This window comes from Vibrio sp. Vb1729 (assembly GCF_033338655.1).
GTDB lineage: Bacteria > Pseudomonadota > Gammaproteobacteria > Enterobacterales > Vibrionaceae > Vibrio > Vibrio alginolyticus.
On sequence record NZ_JAWOTB010000001.1, the window covers coordinates 1 to 15,920 of the forward strand.

The window sequence follows — 15,920 nt, forward strand, 5'->3', positions numbered from 1 at the left end:
GTTTGGTCTGCAATGTTGCTTTCAACCACAGGCGTGTCGTTCACCGCATTCACGGTGACGTTGACCGTCGCTTGGTCGGTCAGTGAACCATCGGTAACGGTGTAAGTGATTTCAGCATCACCATGGAAGTTCTCAGCCGGTGTGAACACCAATTTGCCGTCAATAATTTCGACTGTACCTTGTGTTTCAGGCACAGACGCTGATTGGATAGACAGCGTATCACCATCAATATCGGTGTCGTTTGGCAGGACATCAATCGTGACTGGCGTGTCTTCGTCAGTAATCGCCGTGTCATTGGTCGCCACTGGCGCATCGTTCACTGGCGTGACATCGACGTTCACTGTGGTGGACTCCGATACCCCACCGGAGGTAACGATGTAGGTGAAGCTGTCTGTTCCGTGGTAGTTGTCGTTTGGCGTGTAAGTGACGCTGCCGTCCAGGTTGACCGAGACCGTGCCGTTGGCTGGACCGTTATTGGTATCCAGCGACACCACTTTGTCGTCGCCTTCGAACGTGTCGTTACCTAAGACCTTGATGATGGTTGGCGTGTCTTCCACAACCGTCGCTTTGTCTGCCACGATGTCCGCCACAGGCGCAACTGTGAAATTCACCGTTTGGCTAACGCTTTCGCCGCTTGGATCGGTAGCCGTAAAGGTCAACGCTTCTGAGCCGTTCCAGTCTGCGGTTGGAGTGAACGTAGCAATGCCATTGACGATCGCCACTTGAATGTTGCTGTTGCCAGAAACGCTAAACGTTAACTCACTATCCACGTTATCCACATCGCTGAAAGCGGTATTCAGATCGATGCTGTATGGCGTGAAATCTTCCGCCAAGGTTTGGTCTGCAATGCTACTTTCAACCACAGGCGTGTCGTTCACCGCATTTACGGTGACGTTGACCGTCGCTTGGTCGGTCAGTGCACCATCGGTGACGGTGTAAGTGATTTCGGCATCACCATTGAAGTTCTCAGCTGGTGTGAAGACCAATTTGCCGTCAACAATTTCAACTGTCCCTTGGTCACTCGGCACAGATGCCGAGTCAATACGTAATGCATCACCATCGATGTCAGTATCGTTTGGCAGGACATCAATCGTTACTGAGCTATCTTCCTCTGTAATTGTTGTATCATTAGAGGCAATAGGCGCATCGTTAACTGAGTTTACTGTTACCAAAACTTGAGCTTCATCCTCTAACTCACCATCTGAGATGGTGTAGCTAATCGTTGCATTACCGTTGAAATTTTCAGCCGGAGTGAAAACAAGCTTACCATCGATAATCTCAACGATACCTTGCTCTTCTGGTACAGAAGCAGAGGTAATGATTAAATCATCACCTTCAATATCACTGTCGTTAGCGAGCACATCAATTACAACCTGGGAATCCTCGTCAGTTTGAATCGCATCATTAGTTGCTATTGGCGCGTCATTAACAGGCGTAATATCTAAGTTAGCAGTGCCATTAATAACACCGCCATCGTTATCAATAATGTCATAGGAGAATGACACTTCAGTGTCATCGTCAGCCTCTGGAATGTAAGTCCAAGATCCATCGCTGTTATCAATTAAGGTGCCATTCCCACTCTCAATAGTGACGTTTGTAATGACAAGAGTATCGGCATCATCAATATTGACGTTCGATAGTAATTCTTCAGTAGTTATCGTGATTGGATCGCTATCTTCCTCAACAGCGCTTAATGTCACTGGAGAATTAGTAAGTGGCTTACTTGAGCCATCCCCACTTGTCTCGATACCTGTTGTGAAGAAATCATTTAAGGTCAACGCTTGAGTTTCAGATAAGCCGAGGGATTCTAAGCCAATAGTTTCAAAGTTTGTTGAGGCTAGCACTTCAGTACCATCTCGTACAATCGTGGCACTATTTTGCAAACTGGAGCCACTATTTTCACCCGCTGCAGGTGCGAGTTCTTCATCAATAGCAGAAGGGTCTTGACCTTGCTCAATAGCACTAATAATCTGTGCTACATCGTCTGAAATATCTTTTAAACCTTGCTCTTGAGCAAGCTGAATTTTCAGGTCTTGAGGCGCAGCATCTGTCATTGCCACTATCACTTCACCTGGTAGAGGCTGCTGTCCTTCTGCAAGGACTCTCAGCTGCCCATCCAAACCTATTACGACGACTTGATTACCGAGTGGCACTAATGCTGTACGATCCATATAAACCTTAACCCTAAATAACTGTCAAGTTTTTGACTAATAATACTAATTTGCTATATATTGCCCGAATATATAGTGCAATAACAGCAATTTGATGCTCAATGAAGTAATTATGTGTCATACATCAATAAGAATCCAGACGCATAAGTGTTTTATTTTATTAAAATCTGGACACTCGTTTCTAGCCATTACCTCCATCTTTAATTTGAGATCTTAATTCAAGTTTTAGGCAGATTTAGTAGGTTGATTTATCAAAATTGAAACAAATGAACAGCGAATCAACAGGTTACTTCATCGCATATTAATGTTATTGTGCGCTAAATTATTGACGCCCTTATAAGTATTCCACTTATAAGCCCTATCACCTCGAGAATTTTTACCATTATCTAGGAGAATCACAGTGAAGTGGACTCGTGCCAACGCCTTTTGTATTGGTATGTTCACCGCTAGTCATGCTTTTGGGCAAACGCTAGAGCAAGCGGTTGAAAACACATTAAAAACCAATCCTGACATCAAAAGTGCGTTCAATGAATTCGTTAGCAAGCAGTATGTGAATGAAGCATCTGGTGGTGCTTACCTCCCATCCGTAGACTTAGATGCCGGTATCGGTTACGAAGGAATCAAACCCGCAGAGTCAGGGCGAGATTCAACCGATCTGACAAGAAAAGAAGCCACCGTGACACTAACCCAGCTAATATGGGATGGCTCAGCGACACTTAATGATATGGATCGAACAGCAGCTGATGCTGAATCGGTCCGTTATCAACTTCTAGCTGATGCCCAAGACACCGCTCTAGAGGTCGCGAAAGTTTATTTAGACTCAGTAAAAGCTTATGAAATTCTTACACTTTCCGAGAATAACTTGAAAGTGCATAAGAAGATCTATGAAGACATTAAAAAGCGAGTTAACTCAGGTATCGGTTCTACAGCAGACCTAACCCAGGTAGAGGCTCGTTTAGCAAAGGCTCATGGTAACTTGGTGGCAGCTCAGAACAACTTATATGACAGCCACACCACCTTTACACGCCTTGTCGGACAGTCACCACAAGGATTGATTTTCCCAAGAGCGGACCAAAACTTTATTCCCTACACCATCGATGAAGCGATTGACTTGGCATTCGAGTCACATCCAGTAATCAAAATTTCGGTAGCTGATGTGGACTCTGCAAAGTTCCAATACAAGCAATCTAAGGGAACTTACTACCCAACGATATCGGTAGAAGCGGCTCAAACATGGCGTGATGATGCAAGCGGTATCGAAGGAAGCAGCGAAGAGACAACAGCAATGTTACGTATGCGTTACAACCTCTTTAACGGTGGTAGTGACGTAGCCAACGCTGAAAGTTTTGCCTACCAACTAAATAAAGCAAAAGACCTAAGAGAACGTGCATACCGCCAAGTAGAAGAAGGTCTTCGTCTATCTTGGAGTGCGTTAGATTTAACACTTCAACAAAAAGAGTTCCTAGCGGATCACGTAGATTCGGCCTCAGAAACTGTCATCGCCTACGAAAAGCAGTATCGCATTGGAAAACGCACTCTGCTGGACTTGTTAAATACTGAAAACGAACTTTTCGAAGCGAGAAAGAACTACTTGGATGCTCGATACTCAGAGCAGTACGCCAAGTACCGCGTTATGAACGCGACTGGCCAATTGTTAAATGCCTTGCGTGTCGATGTACCTACAGAATGGAATGAAAAGGTGGAGTACTGATCATGAAACCAGTGAAGATTCTATTTGCATTGGGTATGCTCGCCATCACTCAACACGTTGTTGCTGAAGACGAATATGAGTATCGTCCTGTACCAAATGCAGAACAAATAGCAGATTTGCAAGATGACGATAACGATGGTGTCATCAATGCTCGAGATATGTGCCCAGGTACACCTGAAGGCTCAGAGGTCGACAACGACGGTTGTGGAGAATACATTAAAGCATCAGATAACATGCAAGTGCGGATACTTTTTGCTAACGACTCTGATGAGATCAATCCAGTCTTCAGAAGACAAGTCCGAGAGCTTTCCGACTTTTTAAAAGAGTACCCTACTACTTCGATAGAGCTGCACGGCTATGCTAGTAAAGTTGGTGGTTCAAAGCATAACCAAGATCTTTCTGAAAGACGAGCACGCAATGTCCGTGAAGCCCTACTAAGCTACGACATCGAACCGAGTAGAGTCCGCATTGTTGGTTTTGGTGACACTCACTTAGCACAGCAAGGGACCGATGAAGTCAGCCATGCTTTAAATCGTCGAGTAACCGCATCAGTCGTTGGTTACAAAGGCGAGATAAAAAGAGAATGGACAATATTCACAACTCTTCCAGAAAGGTAAAGTACCTGTTTTTGTTTGCTCTGCAAGCACAAAGCAAACAAAAACGAGTGAATACTTAACCTCAGAAAAGGAGCTTCGGCTCCTTTATTTTTACTCATTTCGACAACCGTATTATGCTTTAGGAATCGGCACTTTAGTGTTACTCTAGCCACGTCATAACAACGAGAGTTTTGAAATGAGCAAACTTACATCAGATATCCAAGCGAACCTTGACCTTTTTGTTGCAGAAACGAAAGAAAACCAATTGGTTTGGGGTTTACGCAATGAAGAAGGTTGGCTATCTTGCGATTCAACTGAATTCGAAAACAGCGAAGTCATGCCTTTCTGGTCTTCTAAAGAAGATGCAGAAGCACATAATGTTGAAGAATGGGCAGATTTTACTGTACTAGAAATCCCATTAGATATCTTTGTTGAAGATTGGCTTTTGACTCTTGCTGAAGATGGTGTTCTTGTTGGAACTAACTGGAACGATCAGTTAGAAGGCAAAGAAATGGAGCCTCAAGATCTAGCAAAGCTTTACATTGATTAAAGATTTCTGACCTCAACTTTATGTTGAGGTCTTTCTTTTTTATGCCTCTTCTTTCAATATCTCGACCAAGTGCATAGTTTTACTACTCTTTTTCTTAGTACACCCAACTTAATCACAACGCTGATGCGTTAAAAGCGCTATGATAACTCAACTTTAAAGGCACCTTAAATTAAAGGCTCGTTTAAACATGCGCGTGCTCTATCCCTTGCTTGCGTCACTTTTGCTCACTCCAGTATATGCAAGCGACACTCAAGATATTGAACCAAACCAAAATATCACACAGTGGCACTCTGTCTACCAAACCACACTACGAAGCAACCCTGAGTCGGCATTGAGCATGCTTCAAGATCGCTACCATACAGCGAAATCGGACAGCGAAAAGCTCTACGTAAGTGGATTGATTTATGAATATATGTCAAACATAAATCAGCCTTACTACGGCAGCAGTCAAGTCTTAGACAACCATTTTTCTCAATTAGAATCAGAATATATTCTTGCCTTAAATGAACGTAAGCATGGTAGTTACGAGGCCTCAGTAGATAGCTTTTCTTCTTTGCGACAGACAATGAAGAAAATATCCGATTCCGAAGGCAAGGCTCTGATGAACTATCAACTTTGTTATACGCTGAATCAACAAGGTCGTTATCACAAAGCAAACTTTTATTGCTCATCCATAGAGAGCCACTTAAATCATAAGCATCAAGAAAACTTCCCTGTTGATCTTGCTTTGCGCGTGGTAGCAAATAACTACAATTACCGTGGTGACTATGAAAAAGCCTTAAGTTTGTATCGACAGTTGATGGCCAACATGTCGACGCAAAGCGATCCTTCAGGGATTTACAATGACATCGGCAATTTACTTGCAGAGCTGGGGCAATTTGAACAATCAGAGCAATATCTCATTCAAGCCTTACTGGTTCGCCAAGATGAAGGGACACCTCTTGAAGTTGCGCAAGTCGAACATAGTCTAGGAGCGATGTACAGAAAATCCAAAGAACTCGATAAGTCCATCAGCCACTACAAAAATGCATTAACGATTCTCGAACAACTTCATTATCCATACGGGCAAGGGTTGACCTATTTAGGGTTATCTGCTGCTTTGGCCGATTCTGGGCAATTGGATACCGCGGTAGATTACATTGGAAGAGCATTAAACATTGCCCAAACTTATGAGAATACGCACCTTGAAACAGAGGGTCATTTGGCTGCTGGATTGGCATATTTAAAGAACCATACACCCGAAAAATCGATTGAACACGGTACAATTGCGTTAAGATTAGCGGTAAAAAACGCTAGGCCCTTATTGCAAGCGCAAGCCCAATTACTCCTCTCAAAAGCATACCAAGCTCAAAATGATTACAAAAAGGCGCTGGAGCATCACAAGGCCTACTCGACGATTGAACTAACGAACCGAGACGCGAGTAATATCAAGGCGTTAGAGGCACTAGATCTCACTAAAAAAGAGTATGAATATGATCTACAAGTCGCGCAGTTGAACAACGAAACTCTTCTAAGTCAGTACCAGTTTGAAAAACTCACAGACCAACAACGCACTTATAATTTTGTTGTTTTCTGTTTATTGATTCTCCTCGCTCTGGCATTGATGGTTCAGCGACAAACACGCTTAAAAGCCAAAATAGACAGCTTAACGTGTGCATTAAACAGAGCGGCAATTATAGAGACGATTAAAAGCCACACCTCCAAAGCGGAAGGAGACTTCCGCTACGTTCTAGCATTAATCGATCTAGATGACTTTAAGGCGATTAATGATCAGTATGGTCATCCGACTGGCGACTTAGTACTACAACAGGTATGCAAAGCGCTTAAAGCTAAACTTAATAAGGGAGAGTACTTGGGTCGTTTAGGTGGAGAAGAGTTTATCTTGCTATTGAAAAACGTCGATGAGATTGACGTTCCCTTTAGAATACAAAGTCTGCATAAAACAATTTCAGAAAAGAGTGTACATTCGCTTAATAACCATCAATTGAATATATCTGCGAGTCTGGCCTATCTATCAACCTCAATGCCACTCACCAACTTTGATGAGCTCTATTCGATATTAGACCAAGCGTTATACAATGCTAAGAAGCAAGGAAAAAACTCCCTTGTGGATGCATACAACGAGCCGATGAGTTTAAGTGCTGAGTATATTCTCTAATAAAACCAAACCACCAGCGTAGTGGTTTGTTATAGGTGGAAGCATCAGTAAGACATTCAGATGCAACACCATCATCAAGGAGTCTTTGTGCCCAAGGCAAGAAAAAACATTCAGTCTCTAGAGCGAGGTTTTCTAATCCTCGAGTTGCTCTCGATGAGTGAGTCTCCCCTATCATTACAGACGATCAGTAATGCGATCCAGTTAAATAAGACGACTGTTCACGGGTTACTTGCGACTCTACACTCTCTTGGATATGTATCCAAACACAACCATAGCTACAGCCTAGGGTTTAGATGCTATGAACTGTCTAAGCCGATTGAACAAAAAAACGAAGCTATCCGACAACATTTTGTTCCATTGCTGAAAAAAATGGCCCAAATGACTAACAACACTGCTTACCTCGCTGTACAAAGTGGCGCTAAAGAGTACTTGTATATCGATGCTATAGAGCAGGATAACCCTCTTACTATCCGTAGCCCGAGAGGGAAACGAGAAGGACTCACAACATCTGCGATCGGCAAGGTTTTTCTTAGTTTTGATGATGAGCTTCGCCGAACATTGCGCCTTGAAAGCCAAATATCCCCCACGTTAGAAACTGAACTTAATCAGGTTGTATTATCAGGTTACGCACTCGATTTAGAAGAGGCAGAGCCAAACCTCAATTGCTTAGCGATCCCCCTTTACTTGGATGGTAAAGTCGTTGCTGTTGCAGGTGTTAGCGGTGCTGCCTCCGAACTGACGGTCACTAGGCTAAAACACTTTGCCAGCATCTTTCTCAAACTTTAAGATTTGACAATGTCGAATCCTAGGCCATTTTTGTACTGTTTTGATTACATGCTTATACGTCGCCTCTAATATAGTCGTTGTTCAACTCAACAACGTAGGAGAAGCGATGTCTACTGTATTAATCACTGGCGCTAACCGTGGCTTAGGCTTGCAATTTGTCCGCCACTACCTTGGAAAAGGTTGGCAAGTTATCGCAACTTGTCGTTCACCAGAAAATGCTAAGCAGCTCAATGAACTAGTAACCCAACCCAATCAACTTCAACTGATGGCTCTAGACGTCACTAACCAACAAGATATCGATCAGTTAGCCACTCAATTAGCGGATCGTCCGCTCGATCATTTAATTCTTAATGCAGGTGTATTAGGCGAAGAGTGTGCAAAGCTTGGCGAAATGACCCAGAAAAAATGGCTAGAAGTACTAAACATAAATACCGTCGCACCTGCCCTGCTAATTCAAGCCCTACAAGACAACGTTGCGAAAAGTCAGCACAAAACCATCGTGGGAATCTCAACCCGAGTTGCGAGTTTAAGCGATAACAGTTCAGGTAACATGTACAGTTATCGAGCATCTAAAGCAGCGCTTAATCAGGTTCTAGTATCAGCAGCACGCAATCTCGAATCGCAAGGAGTAAAAACTGTCGCAGTTCATCCCGGCTGGGTAAAAACCGATATGGGCGGTGAGGACGCAACCTTTTCTGCCGAGGAAAGTGTTGCAGGCATTGTTTCGGTCGCAGAACAGCTAACACTTGAGCAATCCGGAAGCTTCCGCGTATTTGATGGCTCTACAATCGAATGGTAACTGTTCTCTAAATGACGTCTCCCGGCCAAATTGAAGGCCGGGAGAATACAGTAAACTAATAGGCCAAAAAGATAAAAGCTCGCACTATCGTCAGACAAGCGAGCCGTTATCGTCTATGGTGTTGTACTACCGTCAAACGCTGAGGAAGTCAGCGATTGCAGAGGTGTCATTTAGGCAATGATTTCCTGTGAAACTCACTCAATCATCCCACTCAGGCGCTAGCCCTTCAGGGTTTACTTCGCGGCCATTTCTTTCCAACGCATCTATCTTTGCAATCGCCTCTTCACTCAGATTAAGTTCAAGTGCTTTCAGGTTACTTGCTAAATTCTCTCGTTTAGTTGAAGACGGGATCACCGCGTAACCTTTTGACAAAGCCCAAGCAAGCGCGACTTGAGCTGGCGTGGCCTGATAGTCCTCAGCAATACCTGCAATAGTTGGGTCCCCAAGTACTTTCCCATATGCCAAGGTCATGTAAGACGTTACCTGAATATCGTTTTCCTGCATGAAGCTGACCAACTTACGATTTTGCAAATAAGGGCTAAGCTCGATTTGGTTAGTAACAATATTCTCTTTACCGACCACTTCTATCGCTTGTTGCAACAAGTCAATATTAAAGTTGGATACGCCAATATTACGGGTTAAGCCTTGCGATTTAGCTTCAAGTAATGAAGCCATGTATTCGTTCAAGTTATTGTTATTGCCAGGCCAGTGGATCAAGGTCAAATCCACATAATCTGTATTTAGCTTTTCTAAGCTCTCTTTTAGACTTGGAATGAGTTGTTCCGTGTTCATGTTATCAACCCAGATCTTGGTCGTAATGAATAGCTCATCACGTGCAATACCGGACTGTGTCAATACTTCACCGATTTCTGCCTCATTACCGTAAATCTGTGCAGTATCAATTACGCGGTAACCCACTTCTAACGCATTACGGACTGAATCCTTAACTACTTCACCCTCTAAACGAAACGTGCCGACGCCAAATGATGGTACTTTCATCTAAATCTCCTGACTTATCGATTTTATAGTTGATTCGAAGCAAAACTTTACGCCGCAAGAAACTTTCCGTAAAGTTAACAATACTCAAATCTAATTTGAAATATATTCAACAATGAAAGCTACTCTAGATGAAATGCGCACCTTTATGGCCGTGGTCGATACGGGTTCAATCAGCTCTGCGGCTGAACTGTTATCGATGACCGTCTCGGCGGTGAGTCGATCGGTATCTCGGCTAGAAGCCAAACTCGAAACGACTTTGTTAAATCGCACAACCCGTAAGTTAGATGTTACTAATGAAGGAACGATATACCTCGATAAAGTCAGACATATTGTAGAAGCAGTAGAGAATGCCGAAGCACAACTGAAAAGCCAGAAATATAAGCCTTCTGGCCTCCTACGAATAAACGCAGCTACCCCCTTCTTACTGCACGTACTAACGCCGCACATTGCTAAATATCAGAGCTTGTATCCAGAAGTCGAAATCGATCTCAATTCCAATGAGGAAAATATTAGCCTTTTGGGAACAAAAACCGATATTGCTTTTCGTATCGGTGAGCTACAAAACTCAACCATGCGCGCGATATTTCTTGGTAAAAGTCGGATTCGAATCGTCGCGAGTCCAGAGTATTTAAGACAACATGGTACTCCAACCTCAATAGATCAGTTACTCAATCACAAGCTACTTGGGTTCAACAAGCCGGAGTATCTTAAGGAATGGCCGATCATGGATGATAAGAACAAACTTCTGCGTATTATGAGTAGCCTAAGATCTGATAATGGCGAGACGCTAAGATGTTTAGCCTTACATGGTGCGGGGATAGCTTGCCTGTCTGACTTTATGACCTACTCTGACCGACAAGCTGGTCGCTTAGTGGGCGTGCTTAGTGAACACACGCATAATGTCGAACAGCCCGTTCATGCGGTGTATTACAAAAATGCCAGTACCTCACGCCGGATCAGCTCTTTTATTGACTTCATCAAGCAAGAAATCAAGGTAGAGAACCACCAGTTCCTTTAAAGACCACCGCTGTTTGTGGCAAAACACTTTTGTCTTTTTGCCGCTTTTTCTCACAACAAAAATCTCATAGTGTCCTGAATATCAGGGAGGCACCTTGCCTCCTAGTACTCAAAGTAATAGTCAGGCTTCATAATGCATAAAGATTTAAGTAACAGATTCACCATCGGTGTTGAGCTCCCCCTAGATAATGACTGGACCCAAGAAGGCCAGACAAAACGCCTGCTCCAACGAAAACCATTCGGCGTACCAGACATGAGTGCACATAAACAGCGTATTATGTTAGCCGATAAGTTAGGCTTTAACGTAGTGTGGGTGAGAGATGTCCCGTTGTACGACCCTAACTTTGGAGACGCGGCACAAATTTATGAACCGTTCAGTTATCTTGGCTATCTCTCTGCGTGCACCGACAACATTCTACTAGGGACAGCAGCGATAGTATTACCGTTAAGACAACCTTGGCTAGTAAAAAAAGCCGCTGCGACCATCAACGAGTTAAGTGGTGACCGCCTGATACTCGGTGTGGCTAGTGGAGACCGTCCTAGTGAATATCCCGTTTTTAACGCTAACTTTGACAGCCGTGGCTCGGCTTTTCGAGAAAGTGTAGAGATTTTGAAAGATACGCAAAATGATAAGCTGGGTAACGATCTACAGTTATTACCCGAGTTTGCTGATATTCCTATCTATGTCGCAGGGTTAGCGCAGCAAAGTCCACAATGGATAGGAGAAAACCTAGACGGCTGGCTCGCCTACCCAGGCACACCTGATGATCATGAACACCGCGTTGCACTTTGGCGCTCCGTAGCGGGAAACAAACCCTACGCCAGCTTTATTCATCTTGATTTAGTCGATAACCCAAATGCACCAGTCGTTCGGCATCATTTTGGTATCCGGGCCGGAGTCAATGGCTTGAGCGATGAGCTAGAAAAAATGCAAGAAGCAGGAGTCAATCACATCGGGTTGCATTTCCGTCGTAATAGCCAACCAATTGAGAAATCAATGGAACAGATCGCTCAGTACGTGTTGCCACGCTTTAACTAAGATCAAATAAAAATATGTGCCACCTTACTAAGGGGTGGCACGCTAGGCTTGGCAGTTGAAAAAACAAAAGCTGCAATAACAACAAAACTCTTTTATTAAAACAACAATAATAGTGTTATTTTAAAGTAAGTCTTGGTTGAATAAAGTCGATGAACGCGGAAATACGTTTAGAGACTGAAGAAGATTTGTAGAACACAGCATTGACCTGTTCTCGTCCAGTATTTGTGATTTTTTCCGATTCAAACAATGCCACTAACCGTCCAGAATCAAGATCATCTTTCACCATAAAGCCAGATAAACATGCAATGCCGTTCCCTGCCAGCACTAACTGTCTAACCGTTTCACCACTGCTGGATAGGATATCAGGCTCTATCATCTCAAACCCTCGTAATGGCCACTGATTTAACACTTTAGCGCCAGAAAAACCGATCAAGTTATGACTGCGCAAATCGCTCACCGCTTCAGGGAAACCTCGTTTAGATAAATAACCAGGCGTGGCAACGATAAATAGTGGGCTTGTTCCTAAAGGTTTAGCATGCAGTGTTGAATCCGATAATCGTCCAATACGTATCGCCACATCGGTTCTTTTTTCCAATAGATCCACAAAACCCTCATTAGAGGTAAGATCGAGTTGAATATCAGGATAAGCCTCTTTAAATGGCTGAATTAACGGCACGAGTTGATGTAAAACAAATGGGCTAGCGGCATCAACTCTTAAGCGCCCCTTGGGTAATTCACCTCGTGTGATGATCTCTTCTTCAGCTTGCTGTATTTGTAGTAAACCTAAGCGAACCGCTTCAACAAACTGATGCCCTTCCTCAGTAACTTCCACTCTGCGCGTCGTGCGATTCAGCAAGGTTACCCCCAGCTGTGATTCAACTTTACTAACCGCACGAGATACCCTAGCGACTTGAATACCTAGTGCATCAGCAGCGGAAGAAAATCCACCACTATCCACAACTGCCATGAGAATCTCTAATTCATCTGATCGGGTTAACATTTCATCCCCTTTCTTAACTGCGCACTTTCATCATTTATAACAAAAGTATTTTGTAATAAACACCATTTTTCGCAACGAATAACTCTTTAATAATACACGACATGGAAACGGGCTATTCGTTTATCCATTCATATTCAATGATTATAAGAGAGAGTTGTTATGCCTTTAGCTTTACTTGCATTGACGCTTAGCGCCTTTGCTATTGGAACCACGGAGTTTGTAATTGTCGGTCTGATACCGACTATGGCCTCCGACCTCAACGTATCATTACCTTCAGCGGGTCTTTTAGTTAGCCTGTACGCACTTGGTGTTGCGGTTGGTGCTCCCGTTTTAACAGCGCTGACTGGTAACTGGAAAAGAAAGTACGTTCTGCTTTCTGTTATGGCACTGTTTGTTCTTGGCAATCTGTTAGCCTGGCAAGCACCTGGATACAACACACTAGTTACAGCAAGGATACTGACCGGGCTTGCACACGGTGTGTTCTTTTCGATCGGCTCGACTATCGCCACTGGCCTAGTGTCAAAAGAAAAAGCCGCTAGCGCAATTGCTATTATGTTTACCGGTCTGACCGTAGCTCTAGTGACGGGCGTGCCACTTGGAACCTGGATTGGCCAGACATTTGGTTGGCAGGCAACCTTCCTAATCGTCGCGATCCTTGGAATCATCGCACTGATAGGAAGCGCTCTACTAGTGCCGAGTAATCTGAAACAACCACCAGCAACCAAGCTGTCATCGCAAGTAAAAGTCTTGACTCAGCCTCGTCTACTTTTGGTGTACGCAATCACCGCGCTCGGTTACGGTGGTACGTTCACAGCCTTCACTTACTTGGCTCCTATTTTGGAAGAAGTTTCGGGGTTTGGCTCTAGCGCTATCAGCCTAATTATGTTGGTTTATGGTGTATCGGTCGCATTCGGCAACATCTGGGGCGGAAAGATGGCCGACTCTATGGGGCCAATCAAAGCTCTGACAGCGATTTTCTCGGGCCTAATTGTGGTATTGCTCGTGTTTAGTGTCACAGCATTTAATCCAATTTCTGCAGTAGTGACCATTCTTGTCTGGGGTGCCTTTGCCTTTGGTAACGTTCCAGGACTTCAAGTTTATGTTGTCAAACTAGCAGAGAAATATTCACCTGATGCAGTCGACGTCGCTTCTGGTCTCAACATTGCTGCATTTAACGTAGGTATTGCACTGGGTTCTTGGGGCGGTGGCCTTATCGTGGCCAATGCTGGGCTGATGCACACACCTTGGATTGGCGCGATCGTAGTATTAGGTGCTCTACTACTAACCCGTTTCAGCGGAATGCTAGACAAGCGTGGAGAGCAGCACGCAACGGCACACTGATTCACGTTCCGAATCGATAAAAATCACTTAAGTTAGCCCGGCATTACGTCGGGCTTTCAATACAGAGTTTAAATACACCATTGACTGAGGTAGAAAGTTTATTCTACCCTTAGGTAAAACAAACGTTCTACCTGGTATGTCAAATAGTGAAAGAAAAAATCGCAGCAAGCCTAGAAAAAGCATTCAGTCAGTATGGCTTCGCCGAGCCGAGCGTACCTCAACTCAAAAACGCCTGCGAAGTCAGCCTGAGAACCCTGTACAAATACTACCCCTCCAAGGAAGCGATGATTGTTGCAGCTCTCGAGCATCGCCATCAAAGGTATTTGAGTTTTTTGCTCGAAGACGCCCCTGCCAATGGAACACCGGCTGTATTACACCTATTCACTCGCCTCGAGGATTGGATGAAGGAGTTTGCACCGAATGGCTGCATGTCCATCAATGCATTAGCAGCCTATCCAGAAAATCTATCTATTAATCAAGCAGTAAAACAACACAAATTGGCGGTTCGTCAGCTTATGGTCCAACTAAGTCAGCGAGAAGACCTCGCAACCACACTCTTCTTGTTACATGAAGGTCTATCCAACGCATGGCCGGTTCTCGGTCACGCTGCCTTTGCATCCGCTGAACACACTCTGCTAGAACTAATGAAGGAGAACAATCAATGACCACAATCCCGAAAGTCATGAAAGGCGTCCAACTTATCGGTCATGGTGGGCCAGATATGCTTCGTTACCGCGATGATCTACCTGTGCCAGTCCCCTCGCCTGATGATGTATTGATCCAAGTTGCCGCCGCCGGAGTCAATAACACCGACATCAATACCCGAACAGCATGGTATTCTAAAAACGACGCCAATAGCATGGATGCAAGTTGGTCAGGAGACGCGCTATCTCTCCCTCGAATCCAAGGTGCCGATGTATGCGGTACCATCGTCGCTGTTGGTGAGAATATCTGCCCATCACGAATCGGCCAGCGTGTGCTTATCGAACCATGTATTACGCGCTTCCACAGTCAAGCACTTAGTTCGCCTTGGTACTTCGGTTCAGAATGTGATGGTGGCTTTGCTCAGTTCACTGTTGTTGACAGTAAACATGCATATGCTGTGAATAGTAGTTTATCGGATATCGATTTGGCCTCCTTCCCTTGTTCTTATTCAACTGCCGAGAACATGCTTGTCCGCTCTAATGTCACAGCGAGCGATACCGTACTGATTTCAGGGGCATCCGGTGGTGTTGGCTCTGCCGCAATCCAACTGGCGAAGGCGCGTGGAGCATACGTCATTGCTATCGCCAGCCCAGAAAAGAAAGAACAGATCACGGCATTAGGAGCAAACCAAGTTATCCCTCGCGATGCAAATTTGACGGCGACTCTCGGAGAAAACAGCGTTGACGTAGTGATTGATCTGGTCGCAGGAGAGCAGTGGCCACAATTTCTTCAGGTACTAAAACCAGGATCAAGATACGCTGTTTCCGGCGCCATAGGCGGCCCAATTGTCGAGCTGGATGTAAGAACTCTTTACCTTAAAGACCTAGCGTTATTTGGTTGTACCGTTTTGGCACCAGAAGTATTCGGTAACTTGGTTCGCTATATCGAACAGAACGCAATTCGTCCCTTAGTCGCGGAGTCATTTCCCTTGAACCAGATAGGTCAAGCGCAAGAAGTATTTTCACGCAAGCAACATACTGGGAAACTGGTTTTGGAAATCACATAGCTTTTGTGATTAACAGCGGCCTATACAAGTCGTTGTAATTTG

14 protein-coding genes are annotated in these 15,920 nt (G+C 44.3%); 11 read left to right on the forward strand and 3 right to left on the reverse strand.

Annotation, left to right across the window (positions count from 1 at the left end; translation table 11 throughout):
- A partial coding sequence (locus R7E29_RS00005; protein ID WP_318082367.1) for a tandem-95 repeat protein occupies positions 1–2,171 on the reverse strand: 2,171 nt, incomplete at its 3' end.
- Positions 2,172–2,571: 400 nt separating this feature from the next.
- Between R7E29_RS00005 and R7E29_RS00010 the strand changes: the two genes are divergently transcribed.
- The 6 genes from R7E29_RS00010 (at position 2,572) to R7E29_RS00035 (ending at position 8,771) form a co-directional block, all read left to right on the forward strand.
- Entirely contained in the window at positions 2,572–3,882 is a 1,311-nt protein-coding gene (locus tag R7E29_RS00010; protein WP_017635971.1) for a TolC family outer membrane protein, read from the forward strand.
- A 2-nt stretch (positions 3,883–3,884) separates the two neighbouring features.
- Entirely contained in the window at positions 3,885–4,499 is a 615-nt protein-coding gene (locus R7E29_RS00015) for an OmpA family protein (protein WP_005377354.1), read from the forward strand.
- 175 nt (positions 4,500–4,674) lie between these two features.
- On the forward strand, positions 4,675–5,028 hold the full coding sequence (locus tag R7E29_RS00020; protein WP_005377352.1) for a DUF2750 domain-containing protein: 354 nt from the start codon (positions 4,675–4,677) through the stop codon (positions 5,026–5,028).
- A 187-nt stretch (positions 5,029–5,215) separates the two neighbouring features.
- Complete coding sequence (locus R7E29_RS00025) at positions 5,216–7,186, forward strand: diguanylate cyclase domain-containing protein (protein ID WP_054577010.1); 1,971 nt, start codon at positions 5,216–5,218, stop codon at positions 7,184–7,186.
- An 87-nt stretch (positions 7,187–7,273) separates the two neighbouring features.
- Positions 7,274–7,972, forward strand: a complete 699-nt coding sequence (locus tag R7E29_RS00030) for an IclR family transcriptional regulator (protein WP_017635969.1) — start codon at positions 7,274–7,276, stop codon at positions 7,970–7,972.
- Between the two features lie 106 nt (positions 7,973–8,078).
- On the forward strand, positions 8,079–8,771 hold the full coding sequence (locus tag R7E29_RS00035) for an SDR family oxidoreductase (RefSeq protein ID WP_054577009.1): 693 nt from the start codon (positions 8,079–8,081) through the stop codon (positions 8,769–8,771).
- Between the two features lie 198 nt (positions 8,772–8,969).
- Here R7E29_RS00035 and dkgB read toward each other — a convergent pair whose 3' ends face one another.
- The gene (gene dkgB / locus R7E29_RS00040) at positions 8,970–9,770 is read right to left on the reverse strand and encodes a 2,5-didehydrogluconate reductase DkgB (protein WP_053304418.1); all 801 of its coding nucleotides are present in this window, start codon (positions 9,768–9,770) and stop codon (positions 8,970–8,972) included.
- A gap of 112 nt (positions 9,771–9,882) precedes the next feature.
- Here dkgB and R7E29_RS00045 point away from each other — a divergent pair, with 112 nt between their 5' ends.
- Together R7E29_RS00045 and R7E29_RS00050 are read left to right on the forward strand one after the other, a co-directional pair.
- Positions 9,883–10,788, forward strand: a complete 906-nt coding sequence (locus R7E29_RS00045) for a LysR family transcriptional regulator (protein ID WP_005377343.1) — start codon at positions 9,883–9,885, stop codon at positions 10,786–10,788.
- Between the two features lie 132 nt (positions 10,789–10,920).
- Positions 10,921–11,826, forward strand: coding sequence for a TIGR03571 family LLM class oxidoreductase (locus R7E29_RS00050; RefSeq protein ID WP_054577008.1), 906 nt, complete (start codon positions 10,921–10,923; stop codon positions 11,824–11,826).
- A gap of 115 nt (positions 11,827–11,941) precedes the next feature.
- On the opposite strand, the gene R7E29_RS00055 is transcribed toward R7E29_RS00050, so the two are convergent.
- Complete coding sequence (locus tag R7E29_RS00055; RefSeq protein ID WP_005377338.1) at positions 11,942–12,826, reverse strand: LysR family transcriptional regulator; 885 nt, start codon at positions 12,824–12,826, stop codon at positions 11,942–11,944.
- Positions 12,827–12,985: 159 nt separating this feature from the next.
- Here R7E29_RS00055 and R7E29_RS00060 point away from each other — a divergent pair, with 159 nt between their 5' ends.
- From R7E29_RS00060 to R7E29_RS00070, 3 genes are all read left to right on the forward strand, one after another.
- On the forward strand, positions 12,986–14,167 hold the full coding sequence (locus R7E29_RS00060; RefSeq protein WP_017635963.1) for an MFS transporter: 1,182 nt from the start codon (positions 12,986–12,988) through the stop codon (positions 14,165–14,167).
- A 143-nt stretch (positions 14,168–14,310) separates the two neighbouring features.
- Positions 14,311–14,832, forward strand: coding sequence for a TetR/AcrR family transcriptional regulator (locus R7E29_RS00065; protein ID WP_031777252.1), 522 nt, complete (start codon positions 14,311–14,313; stop codon positions 14,830–14,832).
- Positions 14,829–15,878, forward strand: coding sequence for an alcohol dehydrogenase family protein (locus R7E29_RS00070; RefSeq protein ID WP_054577007.1), 1,050 nt, complete (start codon positions 14,829–14,831; stop codon positions 15,876–15,878). The genes R7E29_RS00065 and R7E29_RS00070 overlap by 4 nt, the downstream gene beginning before the upstream one ends.
- Positions 15,879–15,920 lie beyond the last annotated feature (42 nt).

What these genes read in the sequence shown, in the direction of transcription:
- R7E29_RS00055 (WP_005377338.1), bottom strand. Translation starts at nt 12,826, where the DNA reads ATGTTAACCCGATCAGATGAATTAGAGATTCTCATGGCAGTTGTGGAT.
- R7E29_RS00020 (WP_005377352.1), top strand. Translation starts at nt 4,675, where the DNA reads ATGAGCAAACTTACATCAGATATCCAAGCGAACCTTGACCTTTTTGTT.
- dkgB (WP_053304418.1), bottom strand. Translation starts at nt 9,770, where the DNA reads ATGAAAGTACCATCATTTGGCGTCGGCACGTTTCGTTTAGAGGGTGAA.
- R7E29_RS00060 (WP_017635963.1), top strand. Translation starts at nt 12,986, where the DNA reads ATGCCTTTAGCTTTACTTGCATTGACGCTTAGCGCCTTTGCTATTGGA.
- R7E29_RS00025 (WP_054577010.1), top strand. Translation starts at nt 5,216, where the DNA reads ATGCGCGTGCTCTATCCCTTGCTTGCGTCACTTTTGCTCACTCCAGTA.
- R7E29_RS00035 (WP_054577009.1), top strand. Translation starts at nt 8,079, where the DNA reads ATGTCTACTGTATTAATCACTGGCGCTAACCGTGGCTTAGGCTTGCAA.
- R7E29_RS00050 (WP_054577008.1), top strand. Translation starts at nt 10,921, where the DNA reads ATGCATAAAGATTTAAGTAACAGATTCACCATCGGTGTTGAGCTCCCC.
- R7E29_RS00015 (WP_005377354.1), top strand. Translation starts at nt 3,885, where the DNA reads ATGAAACCAGTGAAGATTCTATTTGCATTGGGTATGCTCGCCATCACT.
- R7E29_RS00045 (WP_005377343.1), top strand. Translation starts at nt 9,883, where the DNA reads ATGAAAGCTACTCTAGATGAAATGCGCACCTTTATGGCCGTGGTCGAT.
- R7E29_RS00070 (WP_054577007.1), top strand. Translation starts at nt 14,829, where the DNA reads ATGACCACAATCCCGAAAGTCATGAAAGGCGTCCAACTTATCGGTCAT.